The sequence below is a fragment of the Streptomyces sp. NPDC005962 genome, from assembly GCF_040629205.1.
Classification (GTDB): Bacteria; Actinomycetota; Actinomycetes; order Streptomycetales; family Streptomycetaceae; genus Streptomyces.
In genome coordinates, this window is record NZ_JBEXVE010000029.1 from 76,351 (window position 1) to 92,101 (window position 15,751).

The following is a 15,751-nucleotide window of genomic DNA, read 5'->3' on the forward strand; positions in this document are numbered from 1 at the left end:
GTCCACGCCCCGCATGCCAGGGCGCGTACAGAGCCATACGGAAAACCGCCGCGCCCCGTTCACCGTGAGCCGGACGGATCGGGGCGCCGCGTCAGGTACGCAGCAGGATCGTCACCGTTGCCAGGATCGCGGCCAGGACGAGCGCTGCCACACCATAGCCGACCCGCTGCGACCGCAGCCCCGGAATGAGCGCGTCGATGGCGATGCGGCCCGACCCGGTCAGCGCGAGCCCGGCCGCGCACACGCCGATGAGCAGCGGAAACTCGAAGCCGCCGAACAGGCCGAGATGCCAGGTGGCGGCGACGGCGTTGGCCATGCAGCCCGCCACGGCGGCCCCGGCCAGCGGGGTGAGCAGCCCCACCGCGAGCCCCAGCCCGCCCAGGGTCTCGGTGAGCCCCGCGATGAACGCCATCGCCCGGGGTGCCGGATAGCCGAGGTGGCCGAATTCCTCGCCGGTCCGGTAGAGCCCGAGCCCGCCCCACCAGCCGAACAGATGCTGCGACCCCCGCGCGGCGATGATCAGCCCGACCCCGAGCCGCACCACGAGCAGCCCGATGTCATGGGCGCGCAGCACGCCCGGGGCGCTCCGGGGGGAGGCATGGGCGGGCGTGCCCATCGGGGGAGTGTTCTCATCGTCGTAGTACGACATGGCGCCCTCGTCGGGTCGGGGTTCGGTGCGCGGCCACCGAGCCGGATAAGGGATATGTGCCTTATGTTCAACTCTGTCGCAATCAGGCCGCGGGTTCAATCCGTGCGCTCACCGCCCGGGTCGCGGCGCAGGCCGCGCCGGGCCCCGGCGGCGAGTGGCAGGGCGGCGGCCAGGCAGCTCACACCGGCCGTGGTCAGGGACGTCCCGGCGGCGGGAGCGCACAGGGCCACCCCGAGTCCGGCCGCGGCCGTGACGGCCGTCTTGGTCAGGCCGGACGCCTCGCCCGCCCGCTCCGGGCCCGCGGCCGCCTGGGTGGCGATGAGGGTCAGGGCGCCCGCCACCCCGAGGGCGGCCCCGCAGCCGGTGGCCAGCAGAATATAGCCCGGCAGCGATGCCGCCAGCGGCGCCGCGCACAGCCCGGCCCCGCCCAGGCCCAGGCACCCAGCCATCGCCCCGGCCGCCCTCGCCGGAGCGATCCGCCCGGCCAGCGGTCCGGCCACGGACATGGCCGCGGCGGGCGCGAGGAAGGCCGCCCCGGCGGCGGCCGCCGACAGCCGCCACGGCCCCTGCAGCGACATCGGCACCACGAAGAGGAAGACCACGGTCGCGGCATTGGCCACCGCACCGGCCGCGGTGAGCGCCACGAAGGGCCGGTTGCGCAGGAGCGCCGGGCTCACCAGGGGGTGCGGCGCCGCCCGTTCGTACCGTACGAAGACCAGGAACAGGGCGCCGGTCAGGGCCAGCGCGGTGGCCGTACGCCCCGACGCCCAGCCCCACACCGGCCCGCGATCGGTGACCACCGCGAGTGCGGCCACCGCCGAGGTGGCCGCGGCCAGGCCCTTCCCGTCCACCGGGCGCGGCCTGCGCGCGGCCCGGGGCTCCGCCGCCCGCGCCGCGCACCCCGCCGCGACCGCGGCGACCGGCACATTGAGCCAGAACACCGCACGCCACGACACGGCCTCGGTCAGCACCCCGCCCGCGAACGGCCCGCACGCCGTCGCGACGCCCCCGACGCCCATCGCCCACCCCAGGGCCCGCCCGCGCAGCGCGGGCGGATAGACGTGCGTCAGCAGTGCCAGCCCCACCGGCATGGCCAGTGCGCCGCCCGCTCCCTGGACGACCCGGGCGCCCACCAGCACCGGCAGCGACGGGCTGAGCGCGCACACCAGCGACGCGCCCCCGAATACCGCGAGGCCCGTCGTCAGCAGCGCGCGCCGCCCCAGCACATCGCCCAGCCGCCCGGCGCCCAGCATCAGCGAGGCGGCCGCCAGCAGATAGCCGCTGACCACCCACGGCAGCCCGGCACCGGCCCCGAGATCGCGGCCGATCCGGGGCAGCGCCGGATTCAGCGCGAAGGCGTCCAGCTGGACGCAGAACATGGCCAGCGACACGGCGGTCAGCGCCGCGCGCCGTACGGAAGCATCGCTCCGTACCGTCATCGGTCACTCCTCATCAGCACCACGGATGGGGACAGGGCAGGGGCTGAAGAGAGAAGAGAGAACGCGACGAGAAGCGCGACGAGAGGCGAGAGGAACGGGCGGACGGGACACACCCGGGGAAAACAGCGCCTTCAGGTGTCTTCAGGCGCCTTCAGTGGCGAGGCGGCAGCCGGTGCAGCTCCACGGCGGTCAGCCGTCCGGCCTCGACCGCGGCCGTCAGATACGTACAGTATGGCTGGCGGCGCCGGTCCGTGGGGGAACCGGGGTTGAGCAGCCGGAGCCGTCCGTCGGCCGAGGTGGAGTCCCACGGGATGTGGCTGTGGCCGAACACCAGCACATCCAGCTCCGGGAACCGCTGGGCGCAGCGCCGCTCACGCCCCTGCGCCGCGCCCGTCTCGTGCACCACCCCGAAGCGCAGCCCGCCCAGCTCCGCGTACGCCACCTCCGGCAGCCGCGACCGCAGCCCGGGCCCGTCGTTGTTGCCGTACACACCGATCAGCCGGGACGAGCGCGCCTCCAGCAGATCGAGGGTGGCGGTGTCGACCCAGTCGCCCGCGTGGATGACCACCTCGGCGCGCGCCACCCGGTCCAGCAGTTCGCCCGGCAGCTCCTTGGCCCGTCGCGGGAGATGGGTGTCCGACATCAGCAGAAGACGCACCCGCCGACCGTACCGTGTGGAGCGTCAGCCATCGATCACCGCAGAGGAGACAATGTGACCCAGCGCCCGCCGCTTCCCCCGTTCACCCGGGAGACCGCGGTCCAGAAGGTCCGTCAGGCGGAGGACGCCTGGAATTCCCGCGACCCCGCGAAGGTGGCCCTCGCCTACTCCGTCGACTCCCGCTGGCGCAACCGCACGGAATTCCCGCACAGCCGCCCCGCGATCGTCGACTTTCTGACCCGGAAGTGGGCGAAAGAGCTGGACTACCGGCTCATCAAGGAACTGTGGGCCTACGAGGGCCATCGCATCGCGGTGCGCTTCGTCTACGAATGCCAGGACGCCTCCGGCAACTGGTTCCGGTCCTTCGGCAATGAGAACTGGCAGTTCGACACCGACGGTCTGATGACACAGCGCCACGCGTCCATCAACGATCTGGCCATCACGGAGGCGGACCGCACGTTCCACTGGCCGCTCGGCCGCCGCCCGGACGACCACCCGGGACTGAGCGATCTGGGGTTGTGACCCGCCCGCGACAGAAATAATGTGCCAAGCAGACTATCGGAGAAGGGTGACGGCATGGCGGCAGAGGCGGCGGAGGACCGGTATCCGCGTCCGGTGGTGTCGGCCGCCGAGGCGGAGTGGATCTGGCGGCTGCTCTCGGTGCAGGCCCTGGAGAGCGGCACGAAACCGGAGACGGTACGGCTCGCGGTGATCGTGGGGCTGGCCCGGGCCAGCGGGGCCCGCTACGGCGGTCTGCTGCGCTGCACCATGTCGTCGCTCGACCTGGACGCGGGATGGGTGACCGTCGAACACGGCAAGCACCGGACCCCGCGCCGCCACGGCCTGGACGCCGGGACGATCCTGGTCCTGCGCCGCTGGCTGCTGGTGCGCAAGGAGCTGTGCACCGAACTGGAGGGCTCCATCCCGGACGCGCTGCTGCTCACCGTGCACCACACCCATGACAACGGGGTGACCGTCGCCGCCGGGCTGCCCATCACCCGGCAGGGGCTGGTGCTCTCCTGGCGCCGCTTCGTCCACCGTACGAACGCCCGTTACGCCGCGCGCCGCCCGCCGCTGCCGACCCGCTTCGAACAGGTCCGCCGGGTCTGGGACACCTGATGCCGGTGGGGGCGGGAGCGGGGAGAGCCTCCGCCCCCACCGGCCCGTTCACGCCGCGGGCGCCTCGGCGGCCCGGGCCGCCGTGACGACGAAGCGCGCTCGCGCCGTCGCACCGTTCACGGCCACCGCGAGGGTCGCCGTACCCGGGCGCAGCGCGGTGAGCTTCCCCGTGGCCGGATCGAACGCGGCGACATAGCGGCCCGGGTGCCGGGCACGGGACACATCGCCGACGTAGACGTGGGGCGAGCCGGTCCAGTCCGCGCTGAGCGGCCATCCCACCGGCACCGTACGGGCACCGGCCCCCTCGCCCTGGAGCACCGCCGCCGTGACGTCCGTATCCTGCCCGGTGCGCAGCTCGGCCGGTGTGGTGACCGTCAGCCCGTCCACATGGGCCCGGGTCCGCACCGACACCCAGTCGGGGCCGCCGGTCCACGGCGCCTGGCGCGCCGCCGCCCGCTGCCGTGGCGAGACGTGGTCGACGCCCACCGTCGACCAGCCGGTGAAGCCGCCCTGACCGGGCGGGGTGGCCGGGTTCTTGCCCGCGTTGCCGTTGATCAGATACGGGACGCCGTCCACCCGCGAGGCGTGGAACGTGCCCACGTGGCTGCCGATGAACGCCGCGCCCTTGCCCGTCGTACGGCGGAAGTCGGCCAGCCAGTTCTCCAGCAGCGCGGCCTCCTTGCGGTCGCCCAGCTGGCTGCCCTGCTGCGGGGTGGGGTCGCGCGGCGGGACGTGTTCGATCACCATGACCGAGCCGATGGCCGGATCGGCGGCGGCCGCGTCGAGCTGCTCGCGCATCTGCTTCATCTGGTCGAAGCCGCCGCCCCGGAGCCGCAGGCTCGATGTGTCGAGGGTGAGGAACCGGGTGCCCCGGTGGTCGAACGTGCGGTGCGCGGGGCCGAATTCGGCGGTGAAAGTGGCGATCGAGCCGCCCATCACCTCATGGTTGCCCGGCACGTAGTACCAGGGCAGCGCGTCGCCCAGCTCCTCGGTGAGCACGCGGCGGGCGAAGGCGAGGTCGGCGGGGGACCCCTCGTCGACCAAGTCGCCGTTGATGACCAGGAAGTCGGGCTTCGCCGCCCGGATCTCCCGCAGGGTGCGGCGGGCCTGGGCCACGATCGGGCTGTCCGGGGCGCGGGCCACGAACTGGGCGTCCGACATCACCGCGAACCGCCAGTCGCGGCCCTCGGTGCGCGCGGCCGTGGCGATGAGCGGATCGGGGCGTACGTCCTCCTTCGGCAGGTCGACGTCCGGCGGGACCTGGGCGGTGAGGTCGTCGAGGGTGACCTGCCCCGTGTACTGGCGCGTGGCGCCCGTCTCCGCGAGGTAGAAGCGGCTCACCTTCAGCGGATACGCGACCCCGGCCGGGACCGCGAAGTCGACATGTCGCCAGCCGGTCCAGGTGACGTACGGGCCGCGCAGCAACTGGTCCGAGCCCGCGGCGTCCTTGAGGTGGAGGGTCGGCCACGCCCCCTTGCCGTCGCCCTTGATCCACAGGCCGAACGACTGCGGCTGGCCGTCCACCGCGATCGGCTCCGGCGGGGTGACATAGGCGGCGCGGGTGGCGGTGGACTGGCCGAAGTCGTAGGTCAGCTCCAGCCCGGTGCCGCTGTGGCCGTCGGGCGTGGCCTTCGCCGAACCGGAGGCGCGGGCCTGGCTGAACGTCCACTGTCCGGCGTCGTCGAAGGACGCCTCCGGGCGGTCGGTGAGGCCGACGGTGACAGCGAGGGCGGTGACGGTGCCGCCGACCGCGACCTTGATCTGGCCCGCGGCCCGGTCGCCGCGGGCCTTGACGGTGAAGTTCCCGGTCGCCCGGTCCGGGGCGATGTCGAACAGCGTGTGGTCGTAACTCAGCCGTACGTCGGACGGCTCGATGGGTGCGCTGGTGCCGTGTGCGTCCAGGCCGACGACCCCGAAGCTGCCGGTGGACCCCGCGTCGGCGATGCCCAGCAGCCGGGTGGTGGGCTGAATCCGGTCCAGTTCGTCCAGCACGCTCAGCCTGAGCGAGCCGTGGGCGGCGCCGCGCCGTGCGACGACCGCCGTGTCGCCGCCGTGGCGCGCGGTGAACGTACCGTCGGCGCCGACCCGTCCGACCCGGGGGTCGGCCGCTCGCCAGTGCGGTGAGCCCGTCGCCGGGCCGTACGTCTCGTCGTAACCGGCGGCGGTGAGACGGCGGGTCAGCCCCGGGAACACCCGCTCCGGGTGGCCGCCCCGGACCGGATCGACGGTGGGCGCGTCGGCCGCGCCGGTCGCCGTCCCGACCCGGAAGCCCCGCAGCCGGCCGCTGCCGTCGGGGGCGGTGAAGGCGAGGCCGTTGGGCACGGGCCGTTCGCTGCCGTCGGACGGGCTGTTCTCCACCCGGCCCGTGTCGCTGCCGGGTTCGCGGGCGAGGAGCGTGGACGAGCCGCCGCCGTCGAGGTTGAGCGCGCTGTAGGAGCCCGCGTCCTTCATCATCCGGCCCAGCTCGGTGAGGGTGACCCCGCCGCTGTCCGCCTGTCGCCCGTCCACGGTGAGGATCTGCATCGTCCGGCCGTCCCGGGAGAAGCCGACGGCCGTGCGCGGCGCCGCGGTGTTGTTGCCCTCGCCCTCGTGGCCGACCGGTTCGCCGTCCACGACGAGGAGTTCACGGCCGCCGACCGCCGTGCGCGGGGTGTCGCCGCTGTCGGTACGGGGCCGGAACTCCCATGACACCGCGTCGCCGACCGCCAGCCGGGTGAGCGCGTCCGCCCCGGTGTCGCGGCCGAGCAGCACGGTGGCGCCCTCCGGGATCGCCCCCTTGCCGGGCGCTCCGGCCGCCGCGGTGACCTTGCCGTCCACGACCGTGACCTCGGCGGTGCGCTGTGCCCCGTCCACGGTCTGCGCCCGGTCCGCCTCCCCCCACTGGGCGTTGTACGCGCCGATGCCGCCTCCCGGGACGTTGGCGGCGTTGACCGCGGCGAGCGGACGCGGGCCGTCCGGGAGGGTCAGCGTGCCGTCGAAATACAGCTGGAGGACGCGCCCCGCGGCGGCCGGACCGATGCCGACCGCCCTGCCGGAGCCGGACGCGGCGGAGTTGACGATCCGGCCGTCGCCGATGCCGGTGCCCTCGGGGGCACCGGTCTGGTTGATGTCGAAGAAGTCACCGTTGATCGCGGCGACCGTGCGGCGCCCCGGCCCGGCGTCGTGCTCCTGGGCGAGCCGGGAGACGGGCTCGCGGCGGGCGACCTTGTCCGGGTGCAGATAGTCGACCTTCGCGGAGCCGGTGAGGTCCACCGAAAGCGCGTCGGCCCGCAGCCACTTGTCCGACTCCAGCCGGTCGTACGAGGTCAGCTTCACGCCGGGGGCGACGGGCCGCGAGGTGCGGGCGGTCTGGATGCCGTCGCCGTCGGCGACGGACCGTGCCCCGGACGAGGGGCCGGTGGCGGCCGGTGGATTGACAGCGGCCGGTGGGGCGACCGGCCGCAGCATCTCCGAGGAGGCGCGGGGGAGGGGGTCGGGCGCCGGGACGGGATTGCCGTCGGCGGCGGCCTGACCGACGGCACCCAGCATGAGGGCGGAGACGGCGGCCAGCGCCGTCAGGGGTCTGGTGAACGCGACAGGAGGCATGGCAACTCCCAGGGGCCATGGAACGCGCGTGGTTCCCACGCACAGCGCCCCAGCATCGCCACAGAGGTGACGGCGCGCCAGAAGGCGTCGGCGACATCATGGCGAACAAACGCCGCGCGGCCGCCGCCGACGGGGCGCGTCAGGGCAGAGTCACTCCGTCCACGTACATCCACGCGCCCCCTTCGCGCGTGAAGCGGCTGTTCTCGTGCTGCTCGCCCGCACGCCCGCCCGCCACGTAATGCGCGCGGAACTCCACCGTGCCCGCCGAGTGGAACGCACTGCCGTCCGTCGTGCCCAGGATCTCCAGCCGCACCCAGCGCGGCCCCGGGTCGAGTTCGAGCCGGGGCGGCCGGGTCGTGGAGTGCCAGGTGCGGAGCAGATACGCCTCGTCCCGCACCGCGAAGGCGCTGTAGCGGGAGCGCATCAACTGTTCGGCCGTGGCCGCCCGCGACTCGCCCCGGTGGAGGCGGCCGCAGCAGTCGGCGTACGGCGCGGGCAGTCCGCAGGGGCAGGTCACAGGGGCGGTACGGGAGGTGCGTCGGGACATGCGTCCATTCTGACGTCTCGGGCGGGCGTCCCAGGCGGGCGTCTCGGGTCTGGCGTCTCAGGCGGGCGTCAGCCGCAGCGGTTCGACGCGCTTGATGACCAGGCCGTAGGTGAGGGCGCCGACCACGCACAGCGCGCCGGACAGCATCAGCGGTGCGACGAACGAGTGGTTGAAGAAGCCCAGCAGCAGTCCGGTGGTGGTCGAGCCGAGCACACCGGCCAGGTTGGACGCGAAGTTCTGGATGCCGCCCAGCGAGGCCACATGGCGCGGGGTGGGCGCGACATCGGCGGGCAGGCTGGCCACCGAGGCGGCGGAGAAGGCCAGGCTGGCGTAGCTGACGGACAGCAGCGTAAGGGCCCACATGGCGCTCGGGACGAGCACGGCGAAGGCGATGACCGAGGAGAACAGCATCCCGCACACCAGACAGGTCTTGCGGGCCCGGGTCACCGACCAGCCGCGGCGCAGCAGGGTGTCGCTGGTCCAGCCGCCGAGCAGACTGCCGCCGATGGCGACGACGCCGGGCAGGGCGCCGTAGAAGCCGAGCTTGAGCAGGTCGAAGCCGCGGGCGTCGACGAGGTAGCTGGGGAACCAGGTGATGAAGAAGTAGATGACGTAGTTGAGGCAGAAGAAGCCGATCATCATGCCCCAGACCGTGCGGTACCGGAACAGATCGCGCCAGCGCACCGCTGGCTCTTCCGGCCCCGGCTGCCCGGCGGTGTCCTCGGCCGGGGCGTCCTCCAGCCGGGCGCCGCCCGCCGTGACGTAGGCGCGCTCCTCGGCGCTGAGCCCCCCGGCCGCCGAGGGCTCGCGGTACGCCTTCAGCCACAGCGCGACCCACAGCAGGGCGACCCCGCCGGTGACCCAGAACGCCATCCGCCAGCCCTGCCAGGCGATCAGCGCGGTCACCACCGGGGCGGCGACCGCGGTACCGGCGCGGGCGCCGTTGTCCCAGACGCTGTTGGCCAGCGCCCGTTCCCGGACCGGGAACCAGCGGGAGACGGACTTGGCGCACGAGGGGTACGCCGGTGCCTCGCCCGCGCCCAGCGCCAGCCGCGCGACCAGCAGGCTGCCGATGCCCCGGACGAATCCGGTGGCGATGGTGACCACCGACCAGAGCAGCCCGCCGAGCGCGAACATCTTCTTCTCGCCGTACCGGTCGATCAGCGCCCCGGCGGGCAGCTGGCCCAGCGCGTACGTCACGAAGAACATGCTGAGGATCACGCCCTGCCACTCGGGGCCGATGTGCAGGTCATCGGTCATATAGGGCAGGGAGATGGAGATGGTGGCGCGGTCGACGTAGTTGACGGTCATGCCCAGGAAGCAGAGGAAGGCCATCAGCCAGCGGGTGTTGTGCCGCAGGCCGCGCGGGCGCGGTGGCGCGGAGGCGGCGGCGGAGGCGGTCTCGTCCTGGGGTGGGGTGTCGGTCGCGGGGGCGACTCTGGGGGTCTTCACGGCGGCTCTCCTTATGAAGCGGTGGTGCGTAAGGTCAGCGCGTCCCGGCGCCGGAGGTCAGCTCCGCCTCCACGGAGGTGACCAGGGAGGTGTCGTCCGCGAGGTCGTCGGCGCCCAGCAGGCTGAGCAGGCGGCGCACGGCGTCCCGCGCGGGCCGGGCGTCCCAGGCCCGGCGCAGCGCTTCGGCCTCGGGGTCGTCCAAGGGGTGGTCTCGGGTGACGCGGGCCCAGGCGGCGAGGGCCGACGTCAGCTCCGGGGCGTCCCGTCCGGCGGCGCGCAGCTCGCGCAGCGGTGCCAGCCACCGTTCGGGAATCTTCAGCGATCCGTCCATGGCGATCTGCCGTATCCGGTGGTGCATGGCGGGGTTGGCGAACCGGACGACGAGGCTGTCGATGTATCCGGCCAGGTCCAGGCCCTCGGCGGGCGGCAGGCTCTGCGCCGCCTCCGCGCAGTAGGCGCGCACGGCCGCCTCGCCCCAGGGCGTGGCGAGGACGTCGGCCACGGTCTCGTGGCCCTCGGCGAGGCCTCGGTAGGCGATGAGCGAGTGGGCGCCGTTGAGCAGCCGGAGCTTGGCGGACTGGTACGGGGCCACATCGGCGACGAACCGGGCGCCCGCCTCCTCCCAGCGCGGGCGGTCGGCGGCGAAGATGTCCTGGAGCACCCACTGGGTGAACGGTTCGCCGGTCACCGCGCCCTCGTCCGCCACGCCGAGCGCACGGGCCGCGGCCGCGCGGTCGGCGCCGGTGGTGGCGGGCACGATGCGGTCGACGACGGTGGCGGGGAAGGCCACCGAGCCGGTCATCCAGTCCAGGAGGCGGTCGCGCTCGTCCCATGCGCTGGCTTCCACGAAGTCCCGCACCAGCCGCCGCAGGACCGCGCCGTTGCCCGCCATGTTGTCGCAGGACACGACCGACAGCGGCGCACCGCTCGCCCGCAGCCGGGCGCGCAGCCCCGCGGCGAGCTGCCCGACGACGGTCGCGGGGGCGGCGGCGCCCGCGAGGTCGGCGCGGACGGAGGGGTCCTCCAGCGCCAGCCCGCCGCCCGCCGGGTCGCGCCGGTAGCCCTTCTCGGTCACGGTGAGCGTCACCACCGTGACGTCCTCCGAGGCGATCAGTCCGAGCAGCCGCGCGCCGTCGTCCGCGGCGTGCAGCACCTCGGTCACCGCGCCGACCACCCGGGTGGCCGGGCCCTCGGGCCGTCGCTCGGTGAACGAGTACAGCCCGTCCTGCGGACGCAGCGCCTCCACCACCGCCCGGCTGCGCTGGGTGACCCCGGCGATGCCCCATCCGCCGCCGTGCGCCGCCTCGGCGGCCTCGGTGGCGAGCGCCTGGTGGGCGCGGTGGAAGGCGCCGATCCCCAGGTGCACGATCCGCGGGCGCAGCGCCCGCGGATCGACCGGCGGGCGGCACGCGGCCGGTACGGCGGGCAGGGTGGCCAGGGACAGCCGCTGTGTCGTGCTCACCAGTCGTGCACCGACCCGTCGGTACGGCGGCTCACCGGCAGGTACTTCGGGTCGTACGGGAAGCGGGCGGCCGCCTCCTCGTCCAGCTCGATGCCCAGGCCCGGCGCGCCGGAGGGGTGCAGCGCGCCGTCGCGCAGCTCGTAGGAGGGCCGGAACACCTCATGGGTGAGCGGGTCGTGCGCCATGTACTCCTGGATGCCGAAGTTGGGCACGGTGACGTCGAGGTGGACGGCGGCGGCCATGCTCACCGGCGACAGATCCGTGGCGCCGTGCGAACCGGTGCGCACCTGGTACAGCTCGGCGAGGTGGAAGATCCGCCGCAGATGGGTGATGCCGCCCGCGTGCACGACCGAGGCGCGGATGTAGTCGATGAGCCGCTCGGTGATGAGCTGCTGGCAGTCCCAGATGGAGTTGAAGACCTCGCCGACCGCGATCGGGGTGGTGGTGGACTGGCGGATCTGGCGGAAGGAGTCCTGGAGTTCGGCGGGGGAGGGGTCCTCCATCCAGAACAGCCGCAGATCCTCCACGCCGCGGCCGAACCGCCCCGCCTCGGTGGGGCTGAGCCGGTGGTGCACGTCGTGCAGCAGGTGGAAGCCGAAGCCGAACCGCTCGCGGACCGCTTCCAGATAGCGCGGTGCGAAGTCCAGATACGCCTCGGTCGACCACGGCTGCTCCTCGGGCAGCGCGCCGGTGGCGGGCTCGTAGACGGTGGCGACCGTGCCGTGGCGGATGCCGTAGGTCCCGGGCGAACCGGGGACGGCGGCCTGGGCGCGGATCGCGCGGTAGCCCATCTCCTGGAACTGGGCGATGTCGTCGAGCAGCTCGGGGATGTCGCCGCCGCTGGCGTGGCCGTAGACCATGGCGCCTTCGCGGGCCTTGCCGCCCAGCAGGTCGTACACCGGCATCCCGGCGACCTTGCCCTTGATGTCCCACAGCGCGGTGTCGACCGCCGCGATCGCGGTCATGGTCACCGGGCCGCGGCGCCAGTACGCCCCCTTGTAGAGGTACTGCCACGTGTCCTCGATACGGGCGGGGTCGCGGCCGATCAGCAGCGGTACGAGGTGGTCCCGCAGATAGGAGGCGACCGCGAGTTCGCGCCCGTTCAGCGTCGCGTCACCGAGCCCGGTCACACCGTCGGACGTGGTCACCTTCAGGGTCACGAAATTGCGACCGGGAGAGGTGACGATGACCGTCGCCTCCGTGATCGTGGCCATGCGTGTGTGCTCCTCACTGCACCGGCTCCGGGGTGGAGCCCGGGCTATTGGTCGGCTACCATACAAGTACGTCAGCAAGGTGGGTCAAGGGTTGGGAAGGGGTCGGATGGCATCGGCGGAGGGACTGCACGCGGCACGCTCCCGGGGGCGCAACACCCGGCAGCTCGTCCACGAGGTGCTGCGCTCGCGCATCGTCGGCCTGGAGCTGGCCCCCGGCTCGGCCGTGTCGGAGAACGATCTGGCGGCCGAGCTGGGCGTCAGCCGCACCCCTGTCCGGGAGAGCCTGATCCTCCTCGCCGACGAGGGCCTCGTCGACATCTATCCGCAGATGGGGACGTTCATCTCGCGCATCCGCGAGCGCGACGTGGCCTCCGCCCAGTTCATCCGGGAGGCGCTGGAGTGCGCGGCGCTGCGGGACGCCGTCGGCAAGGCCACCGCGCGCGATGTGGCCGAGCTGCGGGTGCTGCTCATCGCGCAGGAGGAAGCCGACGCGCAGTCGGACATGGCGGGCTTCTTCCAGCTGGACGAGCAGTTCCACGCCCGGCTCATGGCGGTGAGCGGACACGGCTCGGCGTGGCCCGTGGTCAGCCAGGCCAAGGCCCAGCTGGACCGGGCCCGCCGCCTCTCCCTGCCGCTGACCCAGCAGATGTCCCTGCTGATCGGCCAGCACCGCGAGGTGGTCGACCTGCTGGAGGAGGGCGACCTGGACCAGGCCGACGGGGCGCTGCGCTCGCATCTGCGGCTGGTCTTCAGCGATGTGGAGAAGATCCGGGCCAAGCATCCGGAGCTCTTCAGCGACCAGGACGCCCCGCTCCGGCCGCGCCGGGAGAGCCCCCGGCGAACCGACGCCCACGGGGGCTGAGAACACGCCCGAGCACACGGCCGAGAACACGGCCGAGGGGCGGGCCCGGAACCGGACCCGCCCCCCCCGTGACCTGATGAACCTGTCCGGCTCAGCGCTTGGTCTTGATCCGCATGAACGTGACCGAGTCCGCCGGGAAGGTGTACGTGAAGGTGTCCGCCACCGCGTCGAGCTTCGACCGGACCGGCTTGACCGGCTGCTCGGAGGCGGTGTTGACCGCGTCCGGGTCGCCCTGGAGCGTGGTCAGCCGCGCCGTCCGCGCCACCTTCCGGCCGCCCAGGTCTCCCAGGTCGATACGGGTGCGGGCGGCCGTGCTCTGCGCGTTGACGACCTTGACGATCAGCTCACCGGTGGACTTGTCCCGCGTCACCACCTGGCGGAACGGTTCGGCCACCTTGTCGTCGGTGAAGCCGCCCCACTTCTTCCCGTCCAGGTACAGCGTCACCTGACGGCCGCGCACCTCGACGCGGGCGTCGTAGGTCCGCCCCGTCTCGATCTTCGTGGCGTCCTCGGCCATCGTCTGCTTGGCGCCGCCCACCGCCTTCTCCACGGCGGAGCGGGTGTTGCCCCAGCCGCCGAGGTTCCACCAGTAGTAGTTGCCGGTGTCCTTGACCCCGAACGCGATGAGGAAGCCCTCCTTGCCGGACTTCTTCGTCGCCTTCACCTTCAGGTCGTAGTCGCGCCACGCCTTGTCGCCTGCCGTGACCATGGTGTCCTCGGCTGCGGCGTCGGACTGGACGTACGCCCCGTCCCGCACCGACCACGACCCCTTGCCCGCGGCCTTGGTCCACTGTGCGTCGTCGCCCGAGAAGTCGTCGCTCAGCAGCGTCGAACCGTCCGCGGCCCTCACCTCGACGTCGTCGTACGCCGCGCTCGTGGCCCAGGTCGACAGGCCGACGGCGCCGCTGATCGGCTCGCTGGGGGCGGAGGTGGCGGACGCCTTGCTCGGCACCACCTCGTCCCCGACGTTGTTCATGAACAGCTTCTGCGTCTCGTAGCTGGTCGAGCCCCAGGAGGCGGAGTTGTTGAACCAGATCATGTCGGGCCGCCACTGCGTCGCGTCCTCGTGGGCGAGCAGCGGCGCGTACGAGGCCAGCTTGACGACGTCGGCGTTTCGCTCCAGGCCCGTCATGAACGCGGCCTCGGTGAGCGCGTTGTGCCACTTGTTGTCCTGTGAGGCGTACTCGCCGAGGAACACCTTCGGGCCCGAGCGGTCGTAGGTGTCGTAGCGCTCGTTGTTCTCCAGGAACCACTGCGGGCTGTTGTAGTAGTGCTCGTCGACCATGTCCACGCCCGCCGCCCGGTTCAGCGCCCAGGCCCGGTCGAAGGTCTGCCCGCTGTCGTCGGGACCGGAGTTGCTGATCACCGTGATGTCGGGGTACTCGGCCTCGATGGCCTTGCGGAACTCGGTGAACCGCGCGAAGAACTCGTCCGGCAGGTTCTCCTCGTTCCCGACCTCCAGATGGGTCAGGCCGAACGGCTTCGGATGGCCCATCTTCGCCCGCAGCTTGCCCCAGGTCGAGGTCACCGGCCCGTTGGCGAACTCGATGAGGTCCAGAGTGTCCTGGATGTGGCGCTTCAGCAGCGCGGGGTCGTCGGTGGCCTTGTTCTGGCCGCAGCCGGTGACCAGCGCGGGCACCACGGGGAGGGCCATCGCGCCGATGTCCTCGGCGAACCGGAAGTATTCGTAGTAACCGATGCCGTAGGACTGGTTGTAGCCCCAGAAGTTGGCGTTGACGGCGCGCTGCTCGACCGGGCCGACGGTGTCCTTCCACTGGTAGGACCGCTTGCGCGGCCAGTCGGGCGCCTCGTACGCCTCATGGCTGCCGGTGTTGACCAGACAGCCGCCCGGGAAGCGCAGGAATCCCGGCTTCAGTGCGGCGATCTTCTGCGCGAGGTCCTTGCGCATGCCGTTCGGGCGGTGCTTGTAGGTGTCGCGGGGGAAGAGCGAGACCATGTCGAGCCGGAGCGTGCCGCTGCCGCCCGCGGCCACCGTGAGCCGTCCGGCGGCGCTGGAGGTGGCGGCGGTGAGGGTTCCGGTGTACTTGGTCCAGCGGTCGCCGCGCACGGTGGCGCGGAGCGGACGCGCGAGCGCGTCGCCGCCGGAGCCGTCGCCGAGGCCGATGGTCAGCGGTGTTCCGGAAGCCTGGTCGGTGCGCGCCCATACCGAGAAGTCGTAAGCCTCGCCCGCCTTGACGGCCATCCCGGTGGTGTAACCGGAGTTGGTCACCCCGTACCGGGCGGCCGATCCGCCGGTGCCGCCGAGCGTCAGCCGCAGATAGCGCCGGTTGCGCTCGTTGAGCCTGCCGTCGTCGTCCACGACCTTGGCCTCGCCGGTGCCGCCGCCGGTCGCGGCCTCGGACCACGCGGTCATGGGGGTGTACGAGGCGTGGTCGGCGGGGTCGTACTCGAAGGACCGGTTCTGGACCAGCTCGGCGTACAGACCGCCGTCGGCCGCGCGGTTGATGTCCTCGTAGAACACCCCGTACATCGAGTCGTCGATCGCCGGGCCCTTGGCGGCCGGATCCACGGAGAGCGTGTAGTCGGTGGCGTCCGCCGCCGTGTGCGCGGGAGCGCCGGTGGCGGCTGTGGGGAGGGCGGTGACGGTACCGGCGAGCAGGGCGCCGATGGTGAGGCCGAGTCTCCAGCGTGTGCGGGGCATGCGTCTCCCGTTCCGAATCTCGTCGTTCGAAATCCCGTACGTCGCTCAGAACTTCGAACGAAAGATATGGGGGAGGGCAGGGCGCGTCAACGCCATGGACCA

12 protein-coding genes are annotated in these 15,751 nt (G+C 72.8%); 3 read left to right on the forward strand and 9 right to left on the reverse strand.

From position 1 onward, the window contains the following. Nucleotides 1-91: 91 nt before the first annotated feature. From ABZ370_RS34870 to ABZ370_RS34880, 3 genes are all read right to left on the reverse strand, one after another. Nucleotides 92-649 (reverse strand): DoxX family protein, encoded by a 558-nt coding sequence (locus ABZ370_RS34870; RefSeq protein WP_358629377.1) that lies wholly within the window; start codon nucleotides 647-649, stop codon nucleotides 92-94. 95 nt (nucleotides 650-744) lie between these two features. Further along, nucleotides 745-2,088, reverse strand: coding sequence for an MFS transporter (locus tag ABZ370_RS34875; RefSeq protein ID WP_358629379.1), 1,344 nt, complete (start codon nucleotides 2,086-2,088; stop codon nucleotides 745-747). A 151-nt stretch (nucleotides 2,089-2,239) separates the two neighbouring features. Beyond that, nucleotides 2,240-2,746, reverse strand: coding sequence for a metallophosphoesterase (locus tag ABZ370_RS34880; protein WP_358629381.1), 507 nt, complete (start codon nucleotides 2,744-2,746; stop codon nucleotides 2,240-2,242). A 54-nt stretch (nucleotides 2,747-2,800) separates the two neighbouring features. On the opposite strand from ABZ370_RS34880, the gene ABZ370_RS34885 reads away from it, so the two are divergent. After that, nucleotides 2,801-3,268 carry a nuclear transport factor 2 family protein gene (locus tag ABZ370_RS34885; protein WP_358629383.1) on the forward strand — a complete coding sequence of 156 codons (468 nt, stop codon included), beginning with the start codon at nucleotides 2,801-2,803 and terminating at the stop codon, nucleotides 3,266-3,268. Nucleotides 3,269-3,322: 54 nt separating this feature from the next. Continuing rightward, nucleotides 3,323-3,865, forward strand: a complete 543-nt coding sequence (locus ABZ370_RS34890) for a tyrosine-type recombinase/integrase (RefSeq protein WP_358629385.1) — start codon at nucleotides 3,323-3,325, stop codon at nucleotides 3,863-3,865. A 48-nt stretch (nucleotides 3,866-3,913) separates the two neighbouring features. Here ABZ370_RS34890 and ABZ370_RS34895 read toward each other — a convergent pair whose 3' ends face one another. From ABZ370_RS34895 to manD, 5 genes are all read right to left on the reverse strand, one after another. Beyond that, nucleotides 3,914-7,450: a phosphodiester glycosidase family protein gene (locus ABZ370_RS34895; RefSeq protein ID WP_358629388.1), complete on the reverse strand. Its 3,537-nt coding sequence runs from the start codon at nucleotides 7,448-7,450 to the stop codon at nucleotides 3,914-3,916. A 139-nt stretch (nucleotides 7,451-7,589) separates the two neighbouring features. Continuing rightward, on the reverse strand, nucleotides 7,590-7,997 hold the full coding sequence (locus ABZ370_RS34900; protein ID WP_358629391.1) for a YchJ family metal-binding protein: 408 nt from the start codon (nucleotides 7,995-7,997) through the stop codon (nucleotides 7,590-7,592). A gap of 57 nt (nucleotides 7,998-8,054) precedes the next feature. Continuing rightward, complete coding sequence (locus tag ABZ370_RS34905; RefSeq protein WP_358629394.1) at nucleotides 8,055-9,449, reverse strand: MFS transporter; 1,395 nt, start codon at nucleotides 9,447-9,449, stop codon at nucleotides 8,055-8,057. Nucleotides 9,450-9,483: 34 nt separating this feature from the next. Then, nucleotides 9,484-10,911 carry a mannitol dehydrogenase family protein gene (locus tag ABZ370_RS34910; protein WP_358629397.1) on the reverse strand — a complete coding sequence of 476 codons (1,428 nt, stop codon included), beginning with the start codon at nucleotides 10,909-10,911 and terminating at the stop codon, nucleotides 9,484-9,486. After that, on the reverse strand, nucleotides 10,908-12,125 hold the full coding sequence (gene manD / locus ABZ370_RS34915; RefSeq protein ID WP_358629400.1) for a D-mannonate dehydratase ManD: 1,218 nt from the start codon (nucleotides 12,123-12,125) through the stop codon (nucleotides 10,908-10,910). Before manD ends, ABZ370_RS34910 begins: the two co-directional genes overlap by 4 nt. A gap of 106 nt (nucleotides 12,126-12,231) precedes the next feature. Between manD and ABZ370_RS34920 the strand changes: the two genes are divergently transcribed. Beyond that, entirely contained in the window at nucleotides 12,232-12,987 is a 756-nt protein-coding gene (locus tag ABZ370_RS34920; protein ID WP_358629403.1) for a GntR family transcriptional regulator, read from the forward strand. A 91-nt stretch (nucleotides 12,988-13,078) separates the two neighbouring features. Here ABZ370_RS34920 and ABZ370_RS34925 read toward each other — a convergent pair whose 3' ends face one another. Beyond that, nucleotides 13,079-15,649: an alpha-L-arabinofuranosidase C-terminal domain-containing protein gene (locus ABZ370_RS34925; protein WP_358629406.1), complete on the reverse strand. Its 2,571-nt coding sequence runs from the start codon at nucleotides 15,647-15,649 to the stop codon at nucleotides 13,079-13,081. Nucleotides 15,650-15,751 lie beyond the last annotated feature (102 nt).